Below are 16,820 nucleotides of genomic sequence, written 5' to 3'. Positions count from 1 at the left end.
ATAGAAGAAAGGAGAACGAATGAAAAGAAGATGGATGATCGCACTGCTGATATTCACTGCAGCGGGAATGGGGTTGTTTTGGATGATGCCGGGAGAATGGATAAAGCAGGCACAACAAATGAAAGCAGATGGATCGTATGAATATGCGGTCATTCTTGGCGCCAAAGTAAATGGAGAAACGCCATCGCTTTCATTGCGGTATCGGCTGGAAAGTGCTTTGGATTATGCAACGCGATATCCTCATGTGAAATTAGTACTCTCCGGAGGACAGGGGAAAGATGAAGAAATTAGCGAAGCTGAAGCAATGCACCGCTATCTGACAGAGAACGGTATTGCGAAGGACCGATTATTGCTGGAAGATCAGTCCGTTTCCACTTATGAAAATCTGCAGTTCAGTCAGAAGCTCATTCCTGAAGTGTCCGGCGTGACGATTATCAGCAGTGACTACCATTTGGCGAGAGCAAGATTTCTTGCGCGGCAGCTTGGATGGGAATCTGATGTCATTGCGGCCAAAACACCTGAATCGGTGAAAGCAAAAGTGGTAGTCAGGGAACGCCTCGCTTTGTTGAAAACGTGGCTGTTCAAAAAATAGAAAATATGCTCATACAAAAAAGTGACGGAACGCCGAAGAAATAACCGTCACTTTTCTATTAGCTTTATAAAGCAGAGATTTTATGGAATTCTGGTTCGCCTTCTGTGAAAGTAGCCAGATAATTGAAGCCGATGGACTGAAACAGCTCCAGTGATTCTTTAAATTCATACGCAATATCAGCAGTTTTATGTGCATCAGAACCGAGCGTAATGATTTCGCCGCCGCATTGCTTATAGAGGCGCAAAATATCTTCACTTGGCATGTTATGCGGCAGCCCGTAACGTGTGCCTGAAGTATTGAGTTCAATCCCTTTGCCTTCTGGTATAATGGTATTGAAGATCTTTTCTAAATAATCATGAAATAGATTGGCTGGCGGCTGATCGGTGTAGCGTTTGATCAAGTCCGTATGTCCCAATACATTGTACCGCTTATAGTGCTGGACACAATACAGCAGCTCCTTATAATACGTTTCAAAAGCAGCTTCCGTGGAGCGGTCTTCGAACAGTTCGCGGTAATGAAGCGATTTATTTTCTACTGTATGCAGCGAGCAGATAACAAAATCAAAGCTGTGCTCGTCCATTAATTCTTCGTAGAGATGAAGTAAATCAGGCTGCAGTCCAATTTCGACACCTTTTTTAATGGTCAATTGACCGTTGAATTGTTCATTCAACTGCCGTATTTTTTTTGCGTATTCCAGTTTGTCAAAATCGAAGTGAATAGTTTCGTCGGGATATTCATAATCAATATGATCGGTAAAGCAAATTTCACTGAGTCCTTTGGCAATCGAAGCTTTGGCCATCTCTTCCATCGGTACTTCGCAATCTGCCGAAAATGCACTGTGCATATGATAATCAAACATAATCTCATGTCTCCTTTTCTATAGTACATATTGTAGCAGATGATGCGTGCAGCTGAAAGTTGACAAGCACCTCAAAAATCTTTATAGTAGTAATTAACTTTAGCGTGGTAAAGCAGTGAAGTATTAATTAGACGGAAGGCGGTCGAAAATTCTTGTACTCTGAAATTCTAGGCAATGAACACGAGAAACATGAAAAAATCATCGGCACATTGAGCAAACGTTTCACTACATATGGCTATAAGCGCATCAAAACATCAGCGTTTGAGCAATACGATTTGTATTCCAATGTCCGTACATCCATCAATCAAAATGAAATGATTAAAGTAATTGATTATACGGGGGAAGTGCTCGTATTACGTCCAGATGTGACAATCCCGCTGACACAGCAGCTTGTTCAAATGCACGACAGCCTTCCGGAAGAAATGCGGTATTATTACGTTCAGGAAGTTTTCCGACAGACATTCCAGGAAAATGAACGGATCGGCAAGACGCAGGCAGGAGTCGAGTACTATTGCAAGAGTACGCCCGCAGCAGATGCTGAAACGATTATGCTGGCGTGCCACTCGTTGCGCGACGTCGGTTTCACGGATGTAAAAATTGAAATCGGCTATGCGGGATTCTTCAATGAATTAATTGCGGATTCGGACATGACAGCTGAACAGACAGCAGAACTGAAAACATTAATTCAAGCAAAGAATGTGGTAGAGATCGGACCGTTTTTGCAGCGGCTTCCGATCGCTTCAGATATCAAAGAAGTGCTGGAGCAGCTGCCGCTATTATATGGAGCACCCGAAGCCGTTTTTGACAGGCTGAAAAACTTACACGTCAGTGAATCTGCACAGCAGGCGATCGATTATTTGCAGCAAACATGCAATATTGTGGAGCTGTACGGCTTGAAAAAGCATATTGTCATCGATCTTGGATTGATTAACCATATGGGCTATTATTCGGGCATCATTTTCCAAGGATATGTAGAGAATTTCGGGAAACCGGTACTGATGGGCGGCCGTTACGATGCGCTTAGCGAAGAGTTCGGCAAGGCACTTCCGGCGATCGGCTTCGCTTGTGAAATCGAGTCATTAGTGAAAGCCTCGTCCAATAAAGAACTGAAAGAACGTTATAGTATGGACATAACCGTCTTGTATGAAGAGAGCCGCATTAAATATGCAATCGATATAACAAATGAGCTAAGAGAACGTGACTACCGTGTGATATCGAAGCCTATGAATGAGCCTGTGCCTGCAGAAGACAGCCTGTATACAATCCGGCTGACCGAGCAGCAAAATAAATTAGCGGATCAGGAAGAAGAGAAGGAGTTCATCGACTTCAAACAACTGCTCGATTTTATCGCAAGCAAGAAAGGGGTGCCTGAATGGATTATTTAACAGTCGCAATGGCAAAGGGACGGACAGCGGAACGTGCGATGAAGTTCCTAGAGAAATCGGACGTACGGTTTTCCGAATTCACCGATGAAAGCCGGAAACTCGTTATTTATGATGATGAGCAGAAAATAAAACTTATATTTGTCAAAGCGGTGGATGTGCCGGTGTATGTGGAAAAAGGTGCAGCTGATGTCGGGATTGTAGGCAAAGATGTCATGATGGAAGACCCCCGCGATGTATATGAACTGCTGGACTTGGGGATTGGACGATGTAAACTGGCTGTAGCAGGTTTCCCTGATACACAGGTTGACAATATTCCGTTTTTAACCGTTGCATCGAAATATCCGTTAGTGGCAAAAGAGTATTTCGACAAAAAGGGAATACGTACAGAAGTTATTAAGCTGAACGGCTCCATCGAACTTGCGCCATTAATCGGCATGTCGGACGTTATTGTCGACATCGTGGAAACGGGAACTACCTTAAAAGAGAATGGTCTGGTTGTGCTGCAGGAGATGGCAGATATCAGTGCGCGCCTGATTGTGAATAAAGCAAGTTACGCGACGAAAACAGATAGTATCCAACAATTCATCAAAGATATGAAGGAAGGACTGGAGGTGCGCTCATGAAGAAAATGTACGGGGCAGAATTCATTGAAGAACTTCGTAATCGTGATGATTCCAGTCAGACGGACCTTGAATTCGACCGAAATGTTCTGTCCATTATTGACAGGGTGCGTTCAGAGGGAGACAAAGCCGTTTTTGATTTCACTGAACGTTTTGACGGCGTAAAACTGGAAAGCCTGATCGTCACGGAAGAGGAAATTGCCGAAGCGGAACAAACCGTGACAGAAGATTTCCGCCGCGCATTGCGTTCGGCGAAGCAGCGCATCACTGCGTATCACGAAGCACAAAAAGAGCAATCTTGGTTTCTGAATCAAAATGACGGAATTATGCTTGGCCAAAAAGTTACTCCAATCGACAGTGTGGGCATTTACGTGCCGGGCGGAAAAGCAGCTTATCCATCCACTGTCCTGATGAATGCATTGCCAGCCGCCATTGCAGGAGTTGGCAGAATTTCCATGGTGACTCCGCCCCAGCGTGACGGCAAGATTAATCCGCACGTCCTGGTTGCAGCAAAAGAAGCCGGCGTCGGCCGTATTTTTAAAGTAGGCGGTGCACAAGCAGTAGCGGCACTTGCATATGGAACGGAATCGATTGAAAAGGTCGTGAAAATCACAGGCCCGGGAAATGCTTATGTCGCACGCGCCAAAAAATGGGTGTTTGGTGACGTGGCAATTGATATGATTGCGGGACCCAGTGAAATTTGTGTCGTAGCGGACGCCAATACGAACGCAGTTTATGCAGCGGCAGACTTATTGTCGCAGGCAGAGCATGATGAACGGGCAGCGGCAGTGTGTATTACGACAAGTGAGGATTTTGCAGAGAAACTATCAAGTGAAATAGAGCGTCAATTAGCAGAACTGGATCGTAAAGAAATCGCAGAACAATCGATCAGGCAATTTGGCCGCGTCATTATTGTTGATACATTGGAGGATGCATTTGATGTCGTGAATCGTCTGGCACCCGAACATTTGGAGCTGATGATCGACAATCCGATGGAACACCTGGCAGCGATACGCAATGCCGGTGCAATCTTCCTCGGCCAGCACTCACCTGAAGCATTGGGTGACTATATGGCAGGACCGAATCATACATTGCCAACGAGCGGAACTGCGGCATTCTCATCTCCATTGGGCGTGTATGACTTCATGAAGAAGTCGAGCATCATCTATTATTCCGAGGGCGCGTTGGCAGAGGTGGCGGACGATGTCATCACTCTTGCAGAATCCGAGCAATTAACAGGGCATGCCAACTCCATCAAGGTACGAAAGGAAGGATATTCATGCGCAGACAGCAACTAACACGTAAAACAGGTGAAACATCGATTGAAATGGATTTTTCATTGGATGGAACAGGCAAGACAGATATTAACACAGGCATCGGGTTCTTCGATCATATGCTGACGGCTTTTGCAAAACACGGACGCTTTGACCTGTCAGTAACATGCGACGGCGATCTCGAAGTCGACCAGCACCACTCAGTAGAAGACATCGGCATTGTCCTTGGACAAGCTTTCAGCCAATGCATCGGCAATAAAGAAGGAATCGAACGTTTTGCTCTCGTCTCTACACCAATGGACGAAGCACTGTCAACCGCCTCTATTGACATCAGCGGCCGCTCCTTCCTAGTATTCAATGTGGATGGAATGAAAGACAAAGTAGGCGAATTCGACACTGAACTGGTAGAAGAATTCTTCCTGGCCTTCACCAGCAACGCAAAAATCACATTACACATCAACTTGAACTACGGAAAAAACACGCACCACATCATCGAATCCGTATTCAAAAGTTTCGGACGCGCACTGCGCGACGCGAGCACCGTCAATCCGGACATAAAAGGCGTTCCTTCTACTAAAGGAACTTTGTAAAAAAGCTTACAATCTTGTGTTCTATAAGATTTTGATTCTATGACAGTACATTAGTTGATCGGAGTGCAAGGCGACTCGGGGAGGGTCAGCCCGACAAGTGAGACAACCAAAGGAAGCGTCAGCGGCCTGGCGGGCCCTCCCGAACGCGTCCGCCTGGAACGCAGATCAACGGCTCCAAAGCAAGCTCAATGCACACTTCATTTATTAGGAGGACTAGTTGATGATTTTATTCCCAGCAATCGATATTAGAGGCGGCAAATGCGTACGCCTCATCCAAGGTGACTACGCACAGGAAATTATCTATAACGACTCACCGACAGACATGGCACAAGAATGGCAGAGCCAAGGCGCCGAGTACATACACGTCGTAGATCTGGACGGTGCCAAAACAGGCGATTCTGCCAACAAAAAAGCAATCGAAGCCATTGCTAAAGCAGTCAGCATACCTGTACAAGTAGGCGGCGGAATCCGCAGCATGGAAATTGTCGACTCGCATATCGCAAGCGGCGTCGCGCGCGTCATCATCGGTACAGCAGCCATTCAGAATCCTGAATTCCTGAAAGAGGCTGTGAAAAAATACGGCGATCAGATTGCTGTGTCCATTGATGCGCGTAATGGGTTAGTTGCAACAGACGGCTGGACGGAAACAAGCGATGTGAAAGCAGTGGATCTGCTGCAGGACCTGGCGAAAATCGGCGTCAAAACAGTCGTCTATACAGACATTATGAAAGACGGCATGCTGCAAGGTCCAAATTTTGAAGAACTGAACATAATGAATGAAGCATCTTCCATCGATATTATCGCATCAGGCGGTGTATCGACAGAAGAAGACATTGAGAAATTAGCGGCAGACAATTTGTATGGTGCCATTATTGGAAAAGCGCTTTATGAAGGCAAATTATCCTTAAAAAAATTATTGGGGGACGACAGTCATGTCAGTAACTAAAAAATTATTCCGTGTTTGGACGTTGACAACCGTAAAGTCGTAAAAGGAAAGAAATTTTTGGACGTGCAGGAAGTGGCAGATCCCCTGACTTTGGCAAAAAAATATGTAGCCGATGGTGCGGATGAACTCGTATTCTATGATATCTCTGCATCGACGAAAAACCGCGGCATGTTTCTGGATTTAATTGAAGAGATTGCAAAAGAAGTTCCAGTGCCATTTATCGTAGGCGGCGGAATCCGTACACTGGAAGATGTCGACAAATTATTCGAGCTCGGCGGCAATAAAGTTTCCATTAACAGTGCGGCACTGACGAATCCGCAACTGATTAAAGAAGTAGCTGATAAGTATGGCTCTGAACGTGTTATGCTTTCTATGGATGTCCGTCAAACAGGTGAAGGCACATGGTCTGTATTTGCAAAAGGCGGTATGGAAGAGACAGGCATCGATGCAATCGAATGGGCAAAGAAAATGGAAAATCTGGGCGCTGGCGAACTCGTCGTGAACAGTATCGACGAAGACGGCGTAAAAGACGGATACAATCTGGAACTGAACCGTGCGATGGCGGAAGCAGTCAATATTCCAATCATCGCGAGCGGCGGTGCCGGGAAGCCTGAACACTTTAAAGCTGTACTGACAGAAGGAAAAGCAGATGCGGCACTGGCAGCGTCTGTGTTCCACTTCAATGAAATCAATATTCGCGAGTTGAAAAACTACTTGTCAGAAGAAAATATCTCAGTTAGGAATGACTAAAATGACACTAGACATCAAGGCACTGAAGTTCGACGATAAAGGTCTTATTCCTGCAGTCGTGCAAGACGACCGCACTGGGGAAGTCCTAATGCTTGCTTACATGAACGAAGAGTCTATCGAAAAAACAATAGAAACAAATGAAACGTGGTTTTACAGCCGCTCACGACAGGAGCTGTGGAATAAAGGCGCGACTTCGGGAAACACGCAGCAAGTACAGCGTATTTCCGTGGACTGTGATCAGGATACATTACTAATCCAGGTCACTCCAAAGGGGCCGGCTTGTCACACGGGTGAAAAAACATGCTTCTTTACAACGGCTGTGGAAAAAGAAGAATCCTTGCGCGAAGTAGTTTATGAAGTCATTGATGAAATTGCAGACCGCAAAGCGAATCCGGTCGACGGTTCATACACCACATACTTATTCAACGAAGGCATTGACAAAGTGTTGAAGAAAGTTGGAGAGGAATCTACGGAAGTCGTAATCGGCGCAAAAAATGCGGACAAAGAAGAAGTATCCAATGAAATCGCTGACCTTGTCTATCACACACTCGTATTGATGAATATTTTGGACGTTGATCTGAAAGATGTTCAGCAAGTGCTGCGCGAAAGACGCCCGAAAAAGGAAGTGCCGCGAAATGAGTAGATTTCTGAGCACAGTTGCACGCCGTACAGAACCTTATGTTCCCGGAGAGCAATTGAATCAGCCGGACATCATCAAATTGAATACGAATGAAAGCCCGTATCCTCCAAGCCCGAAAGTGCTCGAGGCGATACAAACAGCAGTAAACGGGAATACATTGCAGCGCTATCCGTCGCCGACAGCGGATCCGCTTCGTCACGCTATTGCAGAAACATACGGTCTGACAAAAGAGAACGTATTCGTAGGGAACGGCTCTGACGAAGTATTAGCCTTTTCTTTTATGGCATTTTTCGAGCCGGGTAAAACGATTAAATTCCCTGCAATCAGTTACAGCTTCTATCCGGTTTATGCCAAGTTATTCAATATACCTTTTGACAAAGTGCCGCTGAATGAAGATTTCACTCTTCCAAAGAAGAAATTCTTCCATTCGCCGGGCGGGGTCATTTTACCGAATCCAAATGCACCGACAAGTATATATGCAAAACTGGATGTAATCGAAGAAATTCTTCAGCAGAATCCTGATCAAATCGTCATTATCGATGAAGCCTATATCGATTTTGCCGGCCCGTCTGCGATGAAGCTGATTGGACGCTACGATAACTTGCTGGTCATTCAGACGACATCGAAATCGCGCGCGCTTGCAGGATTGCGAGTCGGATTTGCACTTGGGCAGCCTGAATTGATTGCTGGTTTGACACGCATCAAAGATTCATTTAACTCCTATACAGTCGACCGCCTCGCTATGGCAGGCGCGACGGCAGCGTTTGAAGACCATGCGTATTTTACAGAAAGTACGAATAAAGTCATTCGCACGCGTGAATCAGCTGTGCAAACTCTGCGAGAAATAGGGTTTGACGTATTGCCTTCCGATGCGAACTTCGTCTTTGCGAAGCCTTTGCACAAGGATGCGAAAGCATTATATGAAAAACTGAAAAGCCGCGGGATCTTAGTCCGCCACTTTGACCAGGAAGGTATTCGTGACTATTTACGAATATCTATCGGCACCGATGAGCAGATGAATACACTGTATTCAGTGCTTACACAATTGAATAGATGAATAAATCGATAAAAAACCATTCATGCGTGAATGGTTTTTTATTTGTATAAAGATGTATAAAGCGTCCTAAACCGCTGATATAACGGCCTTTACGTCAATGTTTGACAGTGTTCCCTGGTGTATATGTATACGAATTGATGTATTTTAAAACTTTTCTATTGTATTTTTATACATTCTGTCTTATAATAATAAAAAGAAGCTCGATTGGAGAGATAAATTTATGAAAACAAAAAATATAATCATCATTGGTGCAGCAGGCAGAGACTTTCACAATTTCAATACATACTACCGTAATAAGGAAGAGTACAATGTAGTAGCGTTTACAGCGACACAGATTCCAGACATCGACGGACGTAAATATCCGGCTGAATTAGCCGGCGAACTATATCCTGAAGGGATTCCGATTTATTCCCAGGATCAGCTTCCTGAATTAATTAAAGAACTGAAAGTTGATGAATGTGTATTCTCATACAGTGACCTAAGCTATGACAAAGTTATGGGAATTGGTGCAATTGTCAACTCAGCGGGTGCAAACTTCACACTGCTTGGTTCAAAAGCAACGATGATCAAGAGCAACAAGCCGGTTATTTCTGTTTGTGCAGTCAGAACAGGTACAGGGAAGAGCCAGACTTCACGTAAAATTATTGAAACATTACTGGAGCATGACTTGAAGGTAGTGGCAATCCGTCACCCAATGCCATATGGCAACTTGGCTGAGCAGCGTGTTCAACGTTATGCAACAGTGGAAGATTTCAAGAAGCATAAGTGCACCATTGAAGAAATGGAAGAATACGAGCCGCACGTGGACCGCGGAAACATTATTTATGCGGGCGTTGATTATCAGGATATCCTTGACGCCGCTGAAAATGACCCGGACGGCTGTGACGTAATCCTTTGGGATGGCGGAAACAATGACTTTTCATTCTATGAGCCGGACTTGGCGATCACAGTTCTTGACCCGCACCGTCCTGGCCATGAATTGAAATATTATCCGGGCGAAGTTTGCCTGCGTACGACAGATGTATCGATTATTAATAAAATCGACAGCGCATCAGAGGAAGCAATCGAGACTGTCGAAAACAATATTAAATTCGCAGCGCCGGACAGCACGATCATTAAGGCAGAATCTAAAATCACAGTGGACAATCCTGAAATCATCAAAGGAAAGCGCGTCTTGATAGTAGAAGACGGCCCGACGCTGACGCACGGAGAGATGAAACTGGGTGCAGGTGTGATTGCAGCACAGCGTCTTGGTGCAGCTGAAATCGTTGACCCGCGTCCATATGCAGTAGGCAGCCTGATCACAACGTTCGATAAGTATCAGCATATCGAAAATATCTTGCCGGCAATGGGATACGGCGACCAGCAGCTGAAAGATCTCGAAGCTACGATTAATGCAGCGGATGTAGATGCAGTGATCATCGGAACGCCGATGGATTTATCACGTGTCATTACTATTAATAAGCCATGCACACGTGTGTATTATGATCTGAAAGAAGTAGGCAGTCCGAATCTTGAAACGGTTCTTGCTGATTTTATCGAAAAGCATAATCTTTCTGCAACAAATGTGTAAATAAATCATTATAACTATGCACCTGTCCGGATGAAACTTCCGCTGCAGGTGCATTTTTCTGCTATACTGTGGAGAGAATCAGTAAGGGGGAAGCATCTTGTTTAATTCAAAAATCATCGATCTTGTCATCGGTCTTGTCATGGCGTATTTTGCCTATGACCGCATCGCTGCGGGACATACGGGAATGGGAATTTTTTTCGCTGTCCTGGCAGCATTGAACCTTCTGGCGTTTTTCTTAAAACTCAGAACTGACAAAAACGTCAGAAATGAACAATCATAAAACGTATCAGTTGTTCCATTTTGCAGCATCTTGTAGTATAATTACAAGATTGCAATTTTGAAAAGAGGCTGGAAACTACATGAAGAAATCCATATACGGTTTGACAATCGAACAATTGACAAACTTCTTTATAGAAAACGGACAACAGAAGTTCCGCGCTGCACAAGTGTGGGACTGGCTTTACAAAAAACGCGTACTGTCATTTGATGAGATGAAAAACATCAGTCAAGAGACGCGCAACTTATTGGATGAGAACTTCTCCATCCAAACGCTGGAACAAACAGTGAAGCAAGTATCGCAAGACGGCACAGTGAAATTTCTTTTTAAAATGACCGACGGCAATTTGATTGAAACGGTCCTGATGAAATTTCCGTATGGTTACTCTGTCTGTGTGACAACACAAGTCGGCTGTAATATCGGCTGCAGTTTCTGCGCAAGCGGGCTGCTGCGCAAAAATCGCGACTTGGATGCAGGAGAAATCGTGGGGCAAATCATGAAAGTGCAAGAGCATCTGGATGGTAAAGGTGAAGAGGAGCGTGTCAGCCACATCGTCGTAATGGGGATCGGTGAACCGTTCGATAACTATACAAATCTGATGAACTTCCTTCATATCGTTAACGATCAAAAAGGCCTGTCAATCGGTGCACGTCATATCACTGTTTCAACAAGCGGTTTGACAGAAAAGATTAAGGAATTCGCGGATGAAAATATCCAGATCAATCTGGCGGTATCATTACACGCGCCGAATAATGAATTGCGTTCATCTATCATGAAGATCAACAAGGCATTCCCGATTGAAAAGCTGATGGATTCCATTAATTACTACTTGGAAAAGACTAACCGCCGAATTACGTTTGAATATATTTTATTGCGCGATGTCAATGACCATGTCAAAGAAGCGGAAGAACTTGGCCGGCTGCTGGCAGATAAACGCCATCTCTCGTATGTGAATCTGATTCCATATAACCCTGTTGATGAGCATGGACAGTATCAGCGCAGTGAACCGCAGGCAATCAAATCGTTTTATGAGGCACTTAAACGCAAGGGGATCAATTGCGGCGTGCGCCTGGAGAATGGAACGGATATTGATGCAGCATGCGGTCAGTTACGCAGCAAGCAAATTAAAACAGCAAAAAAACAACCGGTCGGAGAATAATCTCCAACCGGTTGTTACTTTTTGCGCAACAATTTAACGATAAATTGAACAATTACGGAAATGGCCAGTCCAAATGACGAAATGATAAACAATGATAATATACCAATTGCTTCAGAGAATTCATTATCCATCATGAGGAAGCTGCGGAACATTTCTGCAAATGCCAAAACGAGTGTCACCATAAACATCTTAAATGCGATCGGCAGCTGATAAAAGAGCAAGAGCGAACTTACTATGCCGACAATCAGGCCGAATACGGCAAATGTTAAGTAGTTATTGACGACCAGGTCATGTCCCAAGATCGTGCGAACGCCCAAAATGAGCAGCACGAATGAAATCAATGACGCAAAAAAACCGACTTTCCAATAACGAGAATCCAACACGTACACCTGCTTTCATTACATAGTATAGCGGAATCAGCGAAATTCGTCACGCAACCCGATCAATGTTTCAGCCGCTTCAAATCAGCTGCCAACTCCTCTTTAAATGACTCGTTTGAGAAGTTATATTCCTTGATAATATAGCCCTCACCATCCAATAAATAAAAATTTGTGCCATGGACTACTTGTGTGGAAGATTCATGCTTCAAAACAAACGACTGAAACTCTTCACGCGCAAACGCTTCGATTTCCTGCTGCGAGTAGCCGGTGAGCAAGTGCCAGTTAGATTCATCCTCTGTGAAATTAGCAATATAGTCTTTCAGTGCTCTCGGTGTGTCATTCTCAGGATCTACTGAAAAGGAAACGAAATTCACGTCAATGCCGCGGTCTTTCAAGTCCTTCTGCACATCCGCCATTTCACTTGTCAGTGTGGAACAAATAGTAGTGCAGTTTGTGAAAATGAAATCTGCAATCCATGGTGTGCCGTTGAGTGACTCTGAATGGAATGGCTTTCCGTCCTGATCGGTGAAAGAGAATTCACGGACATGTTTTCCGCGTTCCAGAGGCTCACTGCAGCCGCCGATCAGCAAGGTGAGCAGCAGCATAAAAGGGACCAGTCGTTTCATCAGCTTTCACTCCTTTGATTTTGCTCCGCCAATTCGATGGTGACCGTTGTTTCATTCATTTTATTAGAAATCGTGAACGACCCTTTATGCAGGCGAACGATTTCTTTCACGATCGATAACCCGAGTCCTGTCCCGCCCGTCGTCCTGTTCCGTGCTTTATCTGTACGGAAAAACCGTTCCCCGATCCGTTCTACATCTTCGTCTTCGATTGTAATTCCGTCATTTGTAATCCGATATTGCACGCCTGATTTAGTGGCTGTCAGATCAATAGAAATCGAGTGCTCCGCGTACTTCGCCGCATTATCAATCGTATTATAAAATACCTGCTGCAGCCGTTTCGGATCACCTTCTACAATACACTCTTCATCAATCGCGGTCTGTAACTGAATCCCTTTATCACGCAGCCGGACTGTAAATAACTCCAGTGTATCGAGCAGCAGCTGGGCAATGGCAATTGGCTCATGCTCTAATGTATACAGATCCTGTTCCAGGTGATTTAATTCGACTAAGTCATGAATGAGCTTTTTTAAGCGTTCTGTTTCTTTTTCGATCGTCGATAAATATTGTTTTACCTCTTCAGGTGATGCATCGATCTTGTCGCGTGAAAGTTGTGCATAGCCGCTAATATACGTTAAAGGCGTCCGCAGCTCGTGGACAATATTAGAAGTGAAATCTTTCTTGCGCTGATCCTGTTCTTCCAGAGAACGGCTCATCGAATCAAATGCGGCTGAAAGCTTGCCGATTTCATCCGTCCGGTCTGTATTGAGCCGGTTAGAATAATCGCCTTTAGACACTTCTTCTGAATATGTCTGCAATGTCTGCAGCGGCTCAAACAGTGAGCGCCAGACACGCTGCAAAATGTAAAACAGGATGAGAAAAAATGCACTGCCTACAAGCAGCATAAGCGGCAGACTGTCATGAAACACATCTTGGATGGCAGCAAGCGGAACATAAATATAAATAAAGCCAATCAGCCCGTTTTCCCCTTTGATCGGGAAAATTCCGCCGAAGATTTCTCGGTTCAGCTCTTCAACAAAACCTTCCTTCATGACGGGCTGTCCCATTTCCAATGATTTCTCGTCGCTGTCATTGATCAGTGATTGGTAATCCAGCTGATAGGGGAAGTAAGACGTTAAATCATCAAGACGGTCGACTACGATAATTTCATATTCCGAAACAATGTTATACCATTGAATTTTTTCTATAATGGAATCACTGAGTTCGCCGTAATGATAATGCGCTGCCGTTCTGCTGCCCTGATACATGATCGATTCCTTGATTTGTTCTTTGTACAAATCGGTATATAAATAATGAATGAAAAAAAATGAAAATAAAATCGTACAGGTGATGCTTCCGAGAAAGACAATCATCATTTTTTTGCTTAAATTGAGATTATTCATCGGGATCCTCTAATTTATAGCCGATCCCCCATACCGTCTCAATCATTTCGCCGGCATCGCCAAGTTTTAAGCGCAGTGTTTTAATATGTGTATCAATTGTCCGCTCACTGCTTTGATGATCGTCCCCCCAAATTAATTCAAGTAATTGCTCACGGGAATACGCACGCCCTTTATGTTTGACAAGCAATAGCAGCAGGCCGAATTCTTTCAATGTTAAATTAAGGGGTTTTCCGTCCAGATGTGCTGTGTAGGAATCTTCATTGATTGTCAAAGGGCCTGCCTGCATGATCAGCGGGTCTGGATTACGGCGATACGTTCTGCGCAATACAGCTTCAATGCGGGCAACCAGTTCACGCGGCAAGAACGGTTTCACGATGTAATCGTCTCCGCCCAGTTTCAAACCTTGCACTTTATCCCATTCCTCACCCCTCGCAGAAAGGAATATCAATGGAATGGAAGAAGAGCGCTTCAATTCCTCGGCGAACGTGAATCCATCCATGTAAGGCATCATCACATCCACGATACATAAATCCACATCATGCTGTTTGATGAAGGATAATGCGTGAATGCCATCGCTTGCTTCGAGTACACTGTATCCCGCATCTTCTAAAATCATGCGAATTAAATCCCGCATTTGCGGTTCATCATCAATGACTAGTAATTGGTAACTCATGGGAACTCCTCATTTCATTAAATCGTTATAGGTTAATTTTCCGTAAAAGATGTGAAATTCACATGAAGTTTCAAAAAGTTGTTGAAACTTCATAGAAATTTCGCAATCATATCTTATAATCATAACAGCTAAACGAACAGATAGGAGAATGAAAATATGAAACGTTTCGGAATGTTAGTAATGAGCACGGCCATGATTACCGCGCTTGCGGGATGCGGCCAAAAGGAAGAAGTGCCGACGGAGGCTGCATTGCCTGAACCAATCGAAGTGGAACTGACGGTGCCGGAGCAGGCAAATGCCAATGAACCGGTGACACTGACGACGCTTGTGACCCAGGGTGATGAAAAAGTGGAAGACGCATCAGAAGTAGAGTATGAAATCTGGGAAGAAGGCAAAAAAGAAGACAGTATTCATGTGGAAACGACGAATGACAAAGAAGGCATCTATTCGGCAGAGACCACGTTTGAAACAGACGGAATGTATCATGTTCAAGTACACGTAACGGCACGCGATATGCATGTCATGCCTGAAAAACAAATTCAGATCGGTGAATCCGCTCAACATTCGGATGGTCATGAAAGCGCCCAGGAAGGTCAGCATAATGAGCACAGCCATGGCGCAGAAGGTCTCTCACTTCACTTCGTGCAACCTAAAGATGCAACGGCAACAGCTGAGACGGAACTGATGACACATGCTCAACTTGAAGGCACAGCACTTGAAAATACACAAGTCCGCTATGAAGTAATCGATGCAGATAAAAAAACGAAGTGGGTAGACACGGATGAAACGAAGCCGGGCGAATATACCGGTAAATATCAATTTCCGAAAGCAGGCAGCTATCAAGTAATTATCCATGTGGAAAACGAGGATATTCATGAACATGAAGAATATACGGTGGAAGTGAAATAAAGTAATTTAACCCCCTTGCCGCGTTTGCAGCAAGGGGATTTTTTATGCTTTGCAATGTGTATTCTCTATTTTCGCGGCGGGCGCTCAATGAGGCGGGGGAAGCGCTCAAAGCACATGGCTAAGCGCTCATACCATCTTCGTGAGCGCTCAATGCACGTGTCCAAGTGATCATACATCTCCGCCAGCGCTCAATGCACGTGTCCAAGTGATCATACATCTCCGCCAGCGCTCAATGCACGTGTCCAAGTGATCATACATCTCCGCCAGCGCTCAATGCACGTGTCCAAGCGCTCATACATCTTCGCCAGCGCTCAATGCACATGTCCAAGTGATCATACCACCTTCACAACCGCTCAGTGCACATGTCCACCCGCTCATACCATCGCCGCAACCGCTCAATGCACATGTCCACCCGCTCATACCATCGCCGCAACCGCTCAATGCACATGTCCAACCGATCATACCATCTCCGCCAGCGCTCAATGCACGTGTCCAACCGATCATACCATCTCCGCCAGCGCTCAATGCACATGTCCAACCGCTCATACCATCGCCGCAACCGCTCAATGCACATGTCCACCCGATCATACCATCTCCGCCAGCGCTCAATGCACGTGTCCAACCGATCATACCATCTCCGCAACCGCTCAAAGCCCCCGTCCAACCGCTCAATCCGCCCCGCACTCACTTTACTCAATGTAAAAACTCGATATCACAGGGAAAAAGAGTTACACTAGTAGGGGTGAAAGATTAACATAGGCAGAGGAGTGTTAGCATGACAAATTATCCAAAAAAGACTTGCTCAATCGAAAGACTGGTGACAATTCCTGAAGACGTACAAAAAGTACTGAACGGTGAAAAATGGGCTACAAGACGTAATGGCGTCTACGCTTATCCCGGTGAGACGATGATTTTAGAAGGACAAGAGTTTAGAATCGAAAAGTTATATGAGCAGACACTCGGAGAACTGACAGATGAGGATGCGAAATCAGAAGGCCATGACACAGTGGAGGAATATAAACAGGCTATGCTGTCTATCCATGATAAAATGCCTTGGCTGCCTAAAATGAAAGTATGGGTGCACGAATACAGCCCAATTCAGAAATGATG

20 protein-coding genes are annotated in these 16,820 nt (G+C 44.8%); 14 read left to right on the top strand and 6 right to left on the bottom strand.

Annotation, left to right across the window (positions count from 1 at the left end):
* Positions 1-19 precede the first annotated feature (19 nt).
* Positions 20-592 carry a YdcF family protein gene (locus SporoP33_RS02940; protein ID WP_099662770.1) on the top strand — a complete coding sequence of 191 codons (573 nt, stop codon included), beginning with the start codon at positions 20-22 and terminating at the stop codon, positions 590-592.
* A gap of 64 nt (positions 593-656) precedes the next feature.
* On the opposite strand, the gene SporoP33_RS02935 is transcribed toward SporoP33_RS02940, so the two are convergent.
* Positions 657-1,451 (bottom strand): histidinol-phosphatase HisJ family protein, encoded by a 795-nt coding sequence (locus tag SporoP33_RS02935; RefSeq protein ID WP_081242368.1) that lies wholly within the window; start codon positions 1,449-1,451, stop codon positions 657-659.
* 152 nt (positions 1,452-1,603) lie between these two features.
* On the opposite strand from SporoP33_RS02935, the gene hisZ reads away from it, so the two are divergent.
* The 11 genes from hisZ to rlmN all read left to right on the top strand — a co-directional run bounded on the left by hisZ (position 1,604) and on the right by rlmN (position 11,722).
* Positions 1,604-2,836, top strand: coding sequence for an ATP phosphoribosyltransferase regulatory subunit (gene hisZ / locus SporoP33_RS02930; RefSeq protein ID WP_081242367.1), 1,233 nt, complete (start codon positions 1,604-1,606; stop codon positions 2,834-2,836).
* Positions 2,824-3,459 carry an ATP phosphoribosyltransferase gene (gene hisG, locus SporoP33_RS02925; protein ID WP_081242366.1) on the top strand — a complete coding sequence of 212 codons (636 nt, stop codon included), beginning with the start codon at positions 2,824-2,826 and terminating at the stop codon, positions 3,457-3,459. Before hisZ ends, hisG begins: the two co-directional genes overlap by 13 nt.
* Positions 3,456-4,754: a histidinol dehydrogenase gene (gene hisD, locus SporoP33_RS02920; protein ID WP_081242365.1), complete on the top strand. Its 1,299-nt coding sequence runs from the start codon at positions 3,456-3,458 to the stop codon at positions 4,752-4,754. Before hisG ends, hisD begins: the two co-directional genes overlap by 4 nt.
* Entirely contained in the window at positions 4,736-5,320 is a 585-nt protein-coding gene (gene hisB / locus SporoP33_RS02915) for an imidazoleglycerol-phosphate dehydratase HisB (protein WP_081242364.1), read from the top strand. The genes hisD and hisB overlap by 19 nt, the downstream gene beginning before the upstream one ends.
* A 220-nt stretch (positions 5,321-5,540) precedes the next feature.
* The gene (hisA, locus tag SporoP33_RS02910) at positions 5,541-6,266 is read left to right on the top strand and encodes a 1-(5-phosphoribosyl)-5-[(5-phosphoribosylamino)methylideneamino]imidazole-4-carboxamide isomerase (RefSeq protein ID WP_081242363.1); all 726 of its coding nucleotides are present in this window, start codon (positions 5,541-5,543) and stop codon (positions 6,264-6,266) included.
* A gap of 57 nt (positions 6,267-6,323) precedes the next feature.
* Positions 6,324-7,016: an imidazole glycerol phosphate synthase subunit HisF gene (gene hisF, locus SporoP33_RS02905; RefSeq protein ID WP_369821952.1), complete on the top strand. Its 693-nt coding sequence runs from the start codon at positions 6,324-6,326 to the stop codon at positions 7,014-7,016.
* The gene (gene hisIE / locus SporoP33_RS02900) at positions 7,009-7,659 is read left to right on the top strand and encodes a bifunctional phosphoribosyl-AMP cyclohydrolase/phosphoribosyl-ATP diphosphatase HisIE (RefSeq protein WP_081242361.1); all 651 of its coding nucleotides are present in this window, start codon (positions 7,009-7,011) and stop codon (positions 7,657-7,659) included. The genes hisF and hisIE overlap by 8 nt, the downstream gene beginning before the upstream one ends.
* Positions 7,652-8,713 (top strand): histidinol-phosphate transaminase, encoded by a 1,062-nt coding sequence (gene hisC / locus SporoP33_RS02895; protein WP_081242360.1) that lies wholly within the window; start codon positions 7,652-7,654, stop codon positions 8,711-8,713. Before hisIE ends, hisC begins: the two co-directional genes overlap by 8 nt.
* A 220-nt stretch (positions 8,714-8,933) precedes the next feature.
* Positions 8,934-10,286 carry a cyclic 2,3-diphosphoglycerate synthase gene (locus SporoP33_RS02890; RefSeq protein ID WP_081242359.1) on the top strand — a complete coding sequence of 451 codons (1,353 nt, stop codon included), beginning with the start codon at positions 8,934-8,936 and terminating at the stop codon, positions 10,284-10,286.
* Positions 10,287-10,383: 97 nt separating this feature from the next.
* Positions 10,384-10,566 (top strand): hypothetical protein, encoded by a 183-nt coding sequence (locus SporoP33_RS02885; RefSeq protein ID WP_081242358.1) that lies wholly within the window; start codon positions 10,384-10,386, stop codon positions 10,564-10,566.
* 79 nt (positions 10,567-10,645) lie between these two features.
* A complete protein-coding gene (gene rlmN / locus SporoP33_RS02880; protein WP_081242357.1) occupies positions 10,646-11,722 on the top strand; it encodes a dual-specificity RNA methyltransferase RlmN in 1,077 nt (358 codons plus the stop codon).
* A gap of 14 nt (positions 11,723-11,736) precedes the next feature.
* Here rlmN and SporoP33_RS02875 read toward each other — a convergent pair whose 3' ends face one another.
* From SporoP33_RS02875 to SporoP33_RS02860, 4 genes are all read right to left on the bottom strand, one after another.
* Positions 11,737-12,102 carry a hypothetical protein gene (locus SporoP33_RS02875; RefSeq protein ID WP_081242356.1) on the bottom strand — a complete coding sequence of 122 codons (366 nt, stop codon included), beginning with the start codon at positions 12,100-12,102 and terminating at the stop codon, positions 11,737-11,739.
* Between the two features lie 62 nt (positions 12,103-12,164).
* On the bottom strand, positions 12,165-12,728 hold the full coding sequence (locus tag SporoP33_RS02870) for an SCO family protein (RefSeq protein ID WP_081242355.1): 564 nt from the start codon (positions 12,726-12,728) through the stop codon (positions 12,165-12,167).
* On the bottom strand, positions 12,728-14,128 hold the full coding sequence (locus SporoP33_RS02865; protein ID WP_081242354.1) for a sensor histidine kinase: 1,401 nt from the start codon (positions 14,126-14,128) through the stop codon (positions 12,728-12,730). Before SporoP33_RS02865 ends, SporoP33_RS02870 begins: the two co-directional genes overlap by 1 nt.
* Entirely contained in the window at positions 14,121-14,801 is a 681-nt protein-coding gene (locus tag SporoP33_RS02860; RefSeq protein WP_081242353.1) for a response regulator transcription factor, read from the bottom strand. The genes SporoP33_RS02865 and SporoP33_RS02860 overlap by 8 nt, the downstream gene beginning before the upstream one ends.
* A 156-nt stretch (positions 14,802-14,957) precedes the next feature.
* Between SporoP33_RS02860 and SporoP33_RS02855 the strand changes: the two genes are divergently transcribed.
* Complete coding sequence (locus tag SporoP33_RS02855) at positions 14,958-15,710, top strand: FixH family protein (protein WP_081242352.1); 753 nt, start codon at positions 14,958-14,960, stop codon at positions 15,708-15,710.
* A 291-nt stretch (positions 15,711-16,001) separates the two neighbouring features.
* Here SporoP33_RS02855 and SporoP33_RS02850 read toward each other — a convergent pair whose 3' ends face one another.
* Positions 16,002-16,340 carry a hypothetical protein gene (locus SporoP33_RS02850; RefSeq protein ID WP_081242351.1) on the bottom strand — a complete coding sequence of 113 codons (339 nt, stop codon included), beginning with the start codon at positions 16,338-16,340 and terminating at the stop codon, positions 16,002-16,004.
* 145 nt (positions 16,341-16,485) lie between these two features.
* Here SporoP33_RS02850 and SporoP33_RS02845 point away from each other — a divergent pair, with 145 nt between their 5' ends.
* Positions 16,486-16,818 carry an ASCH domain-containing protein gene (locus tag SporoP33_RS02845; RefSeq protein ID WP_081242350.1) on the top strand — a complete coding sequence of 111 codons (333 nt, stop codon included), beginning with the start codon at positions 16,486-16,488 and terminating at the stop codon, positions 16,816-16,818.
* Positions 16,819-16,820: the final 2 nt, after the last annotated feature.

Source organism: Sporosarcina sp. P33 (assembly GCF_002077155.1).
In the GTDB taxonomy this organism is placed as follows: domain Bacteria; phylum Bacillota; class Bacilli; order Bacillales_A; family Planococcaceae; genus Sporosarcina.
Note: the sequence above shows the minus strand (reverse complement) of the source record. Positions and strands in the feature narration are given on the sequence as shown.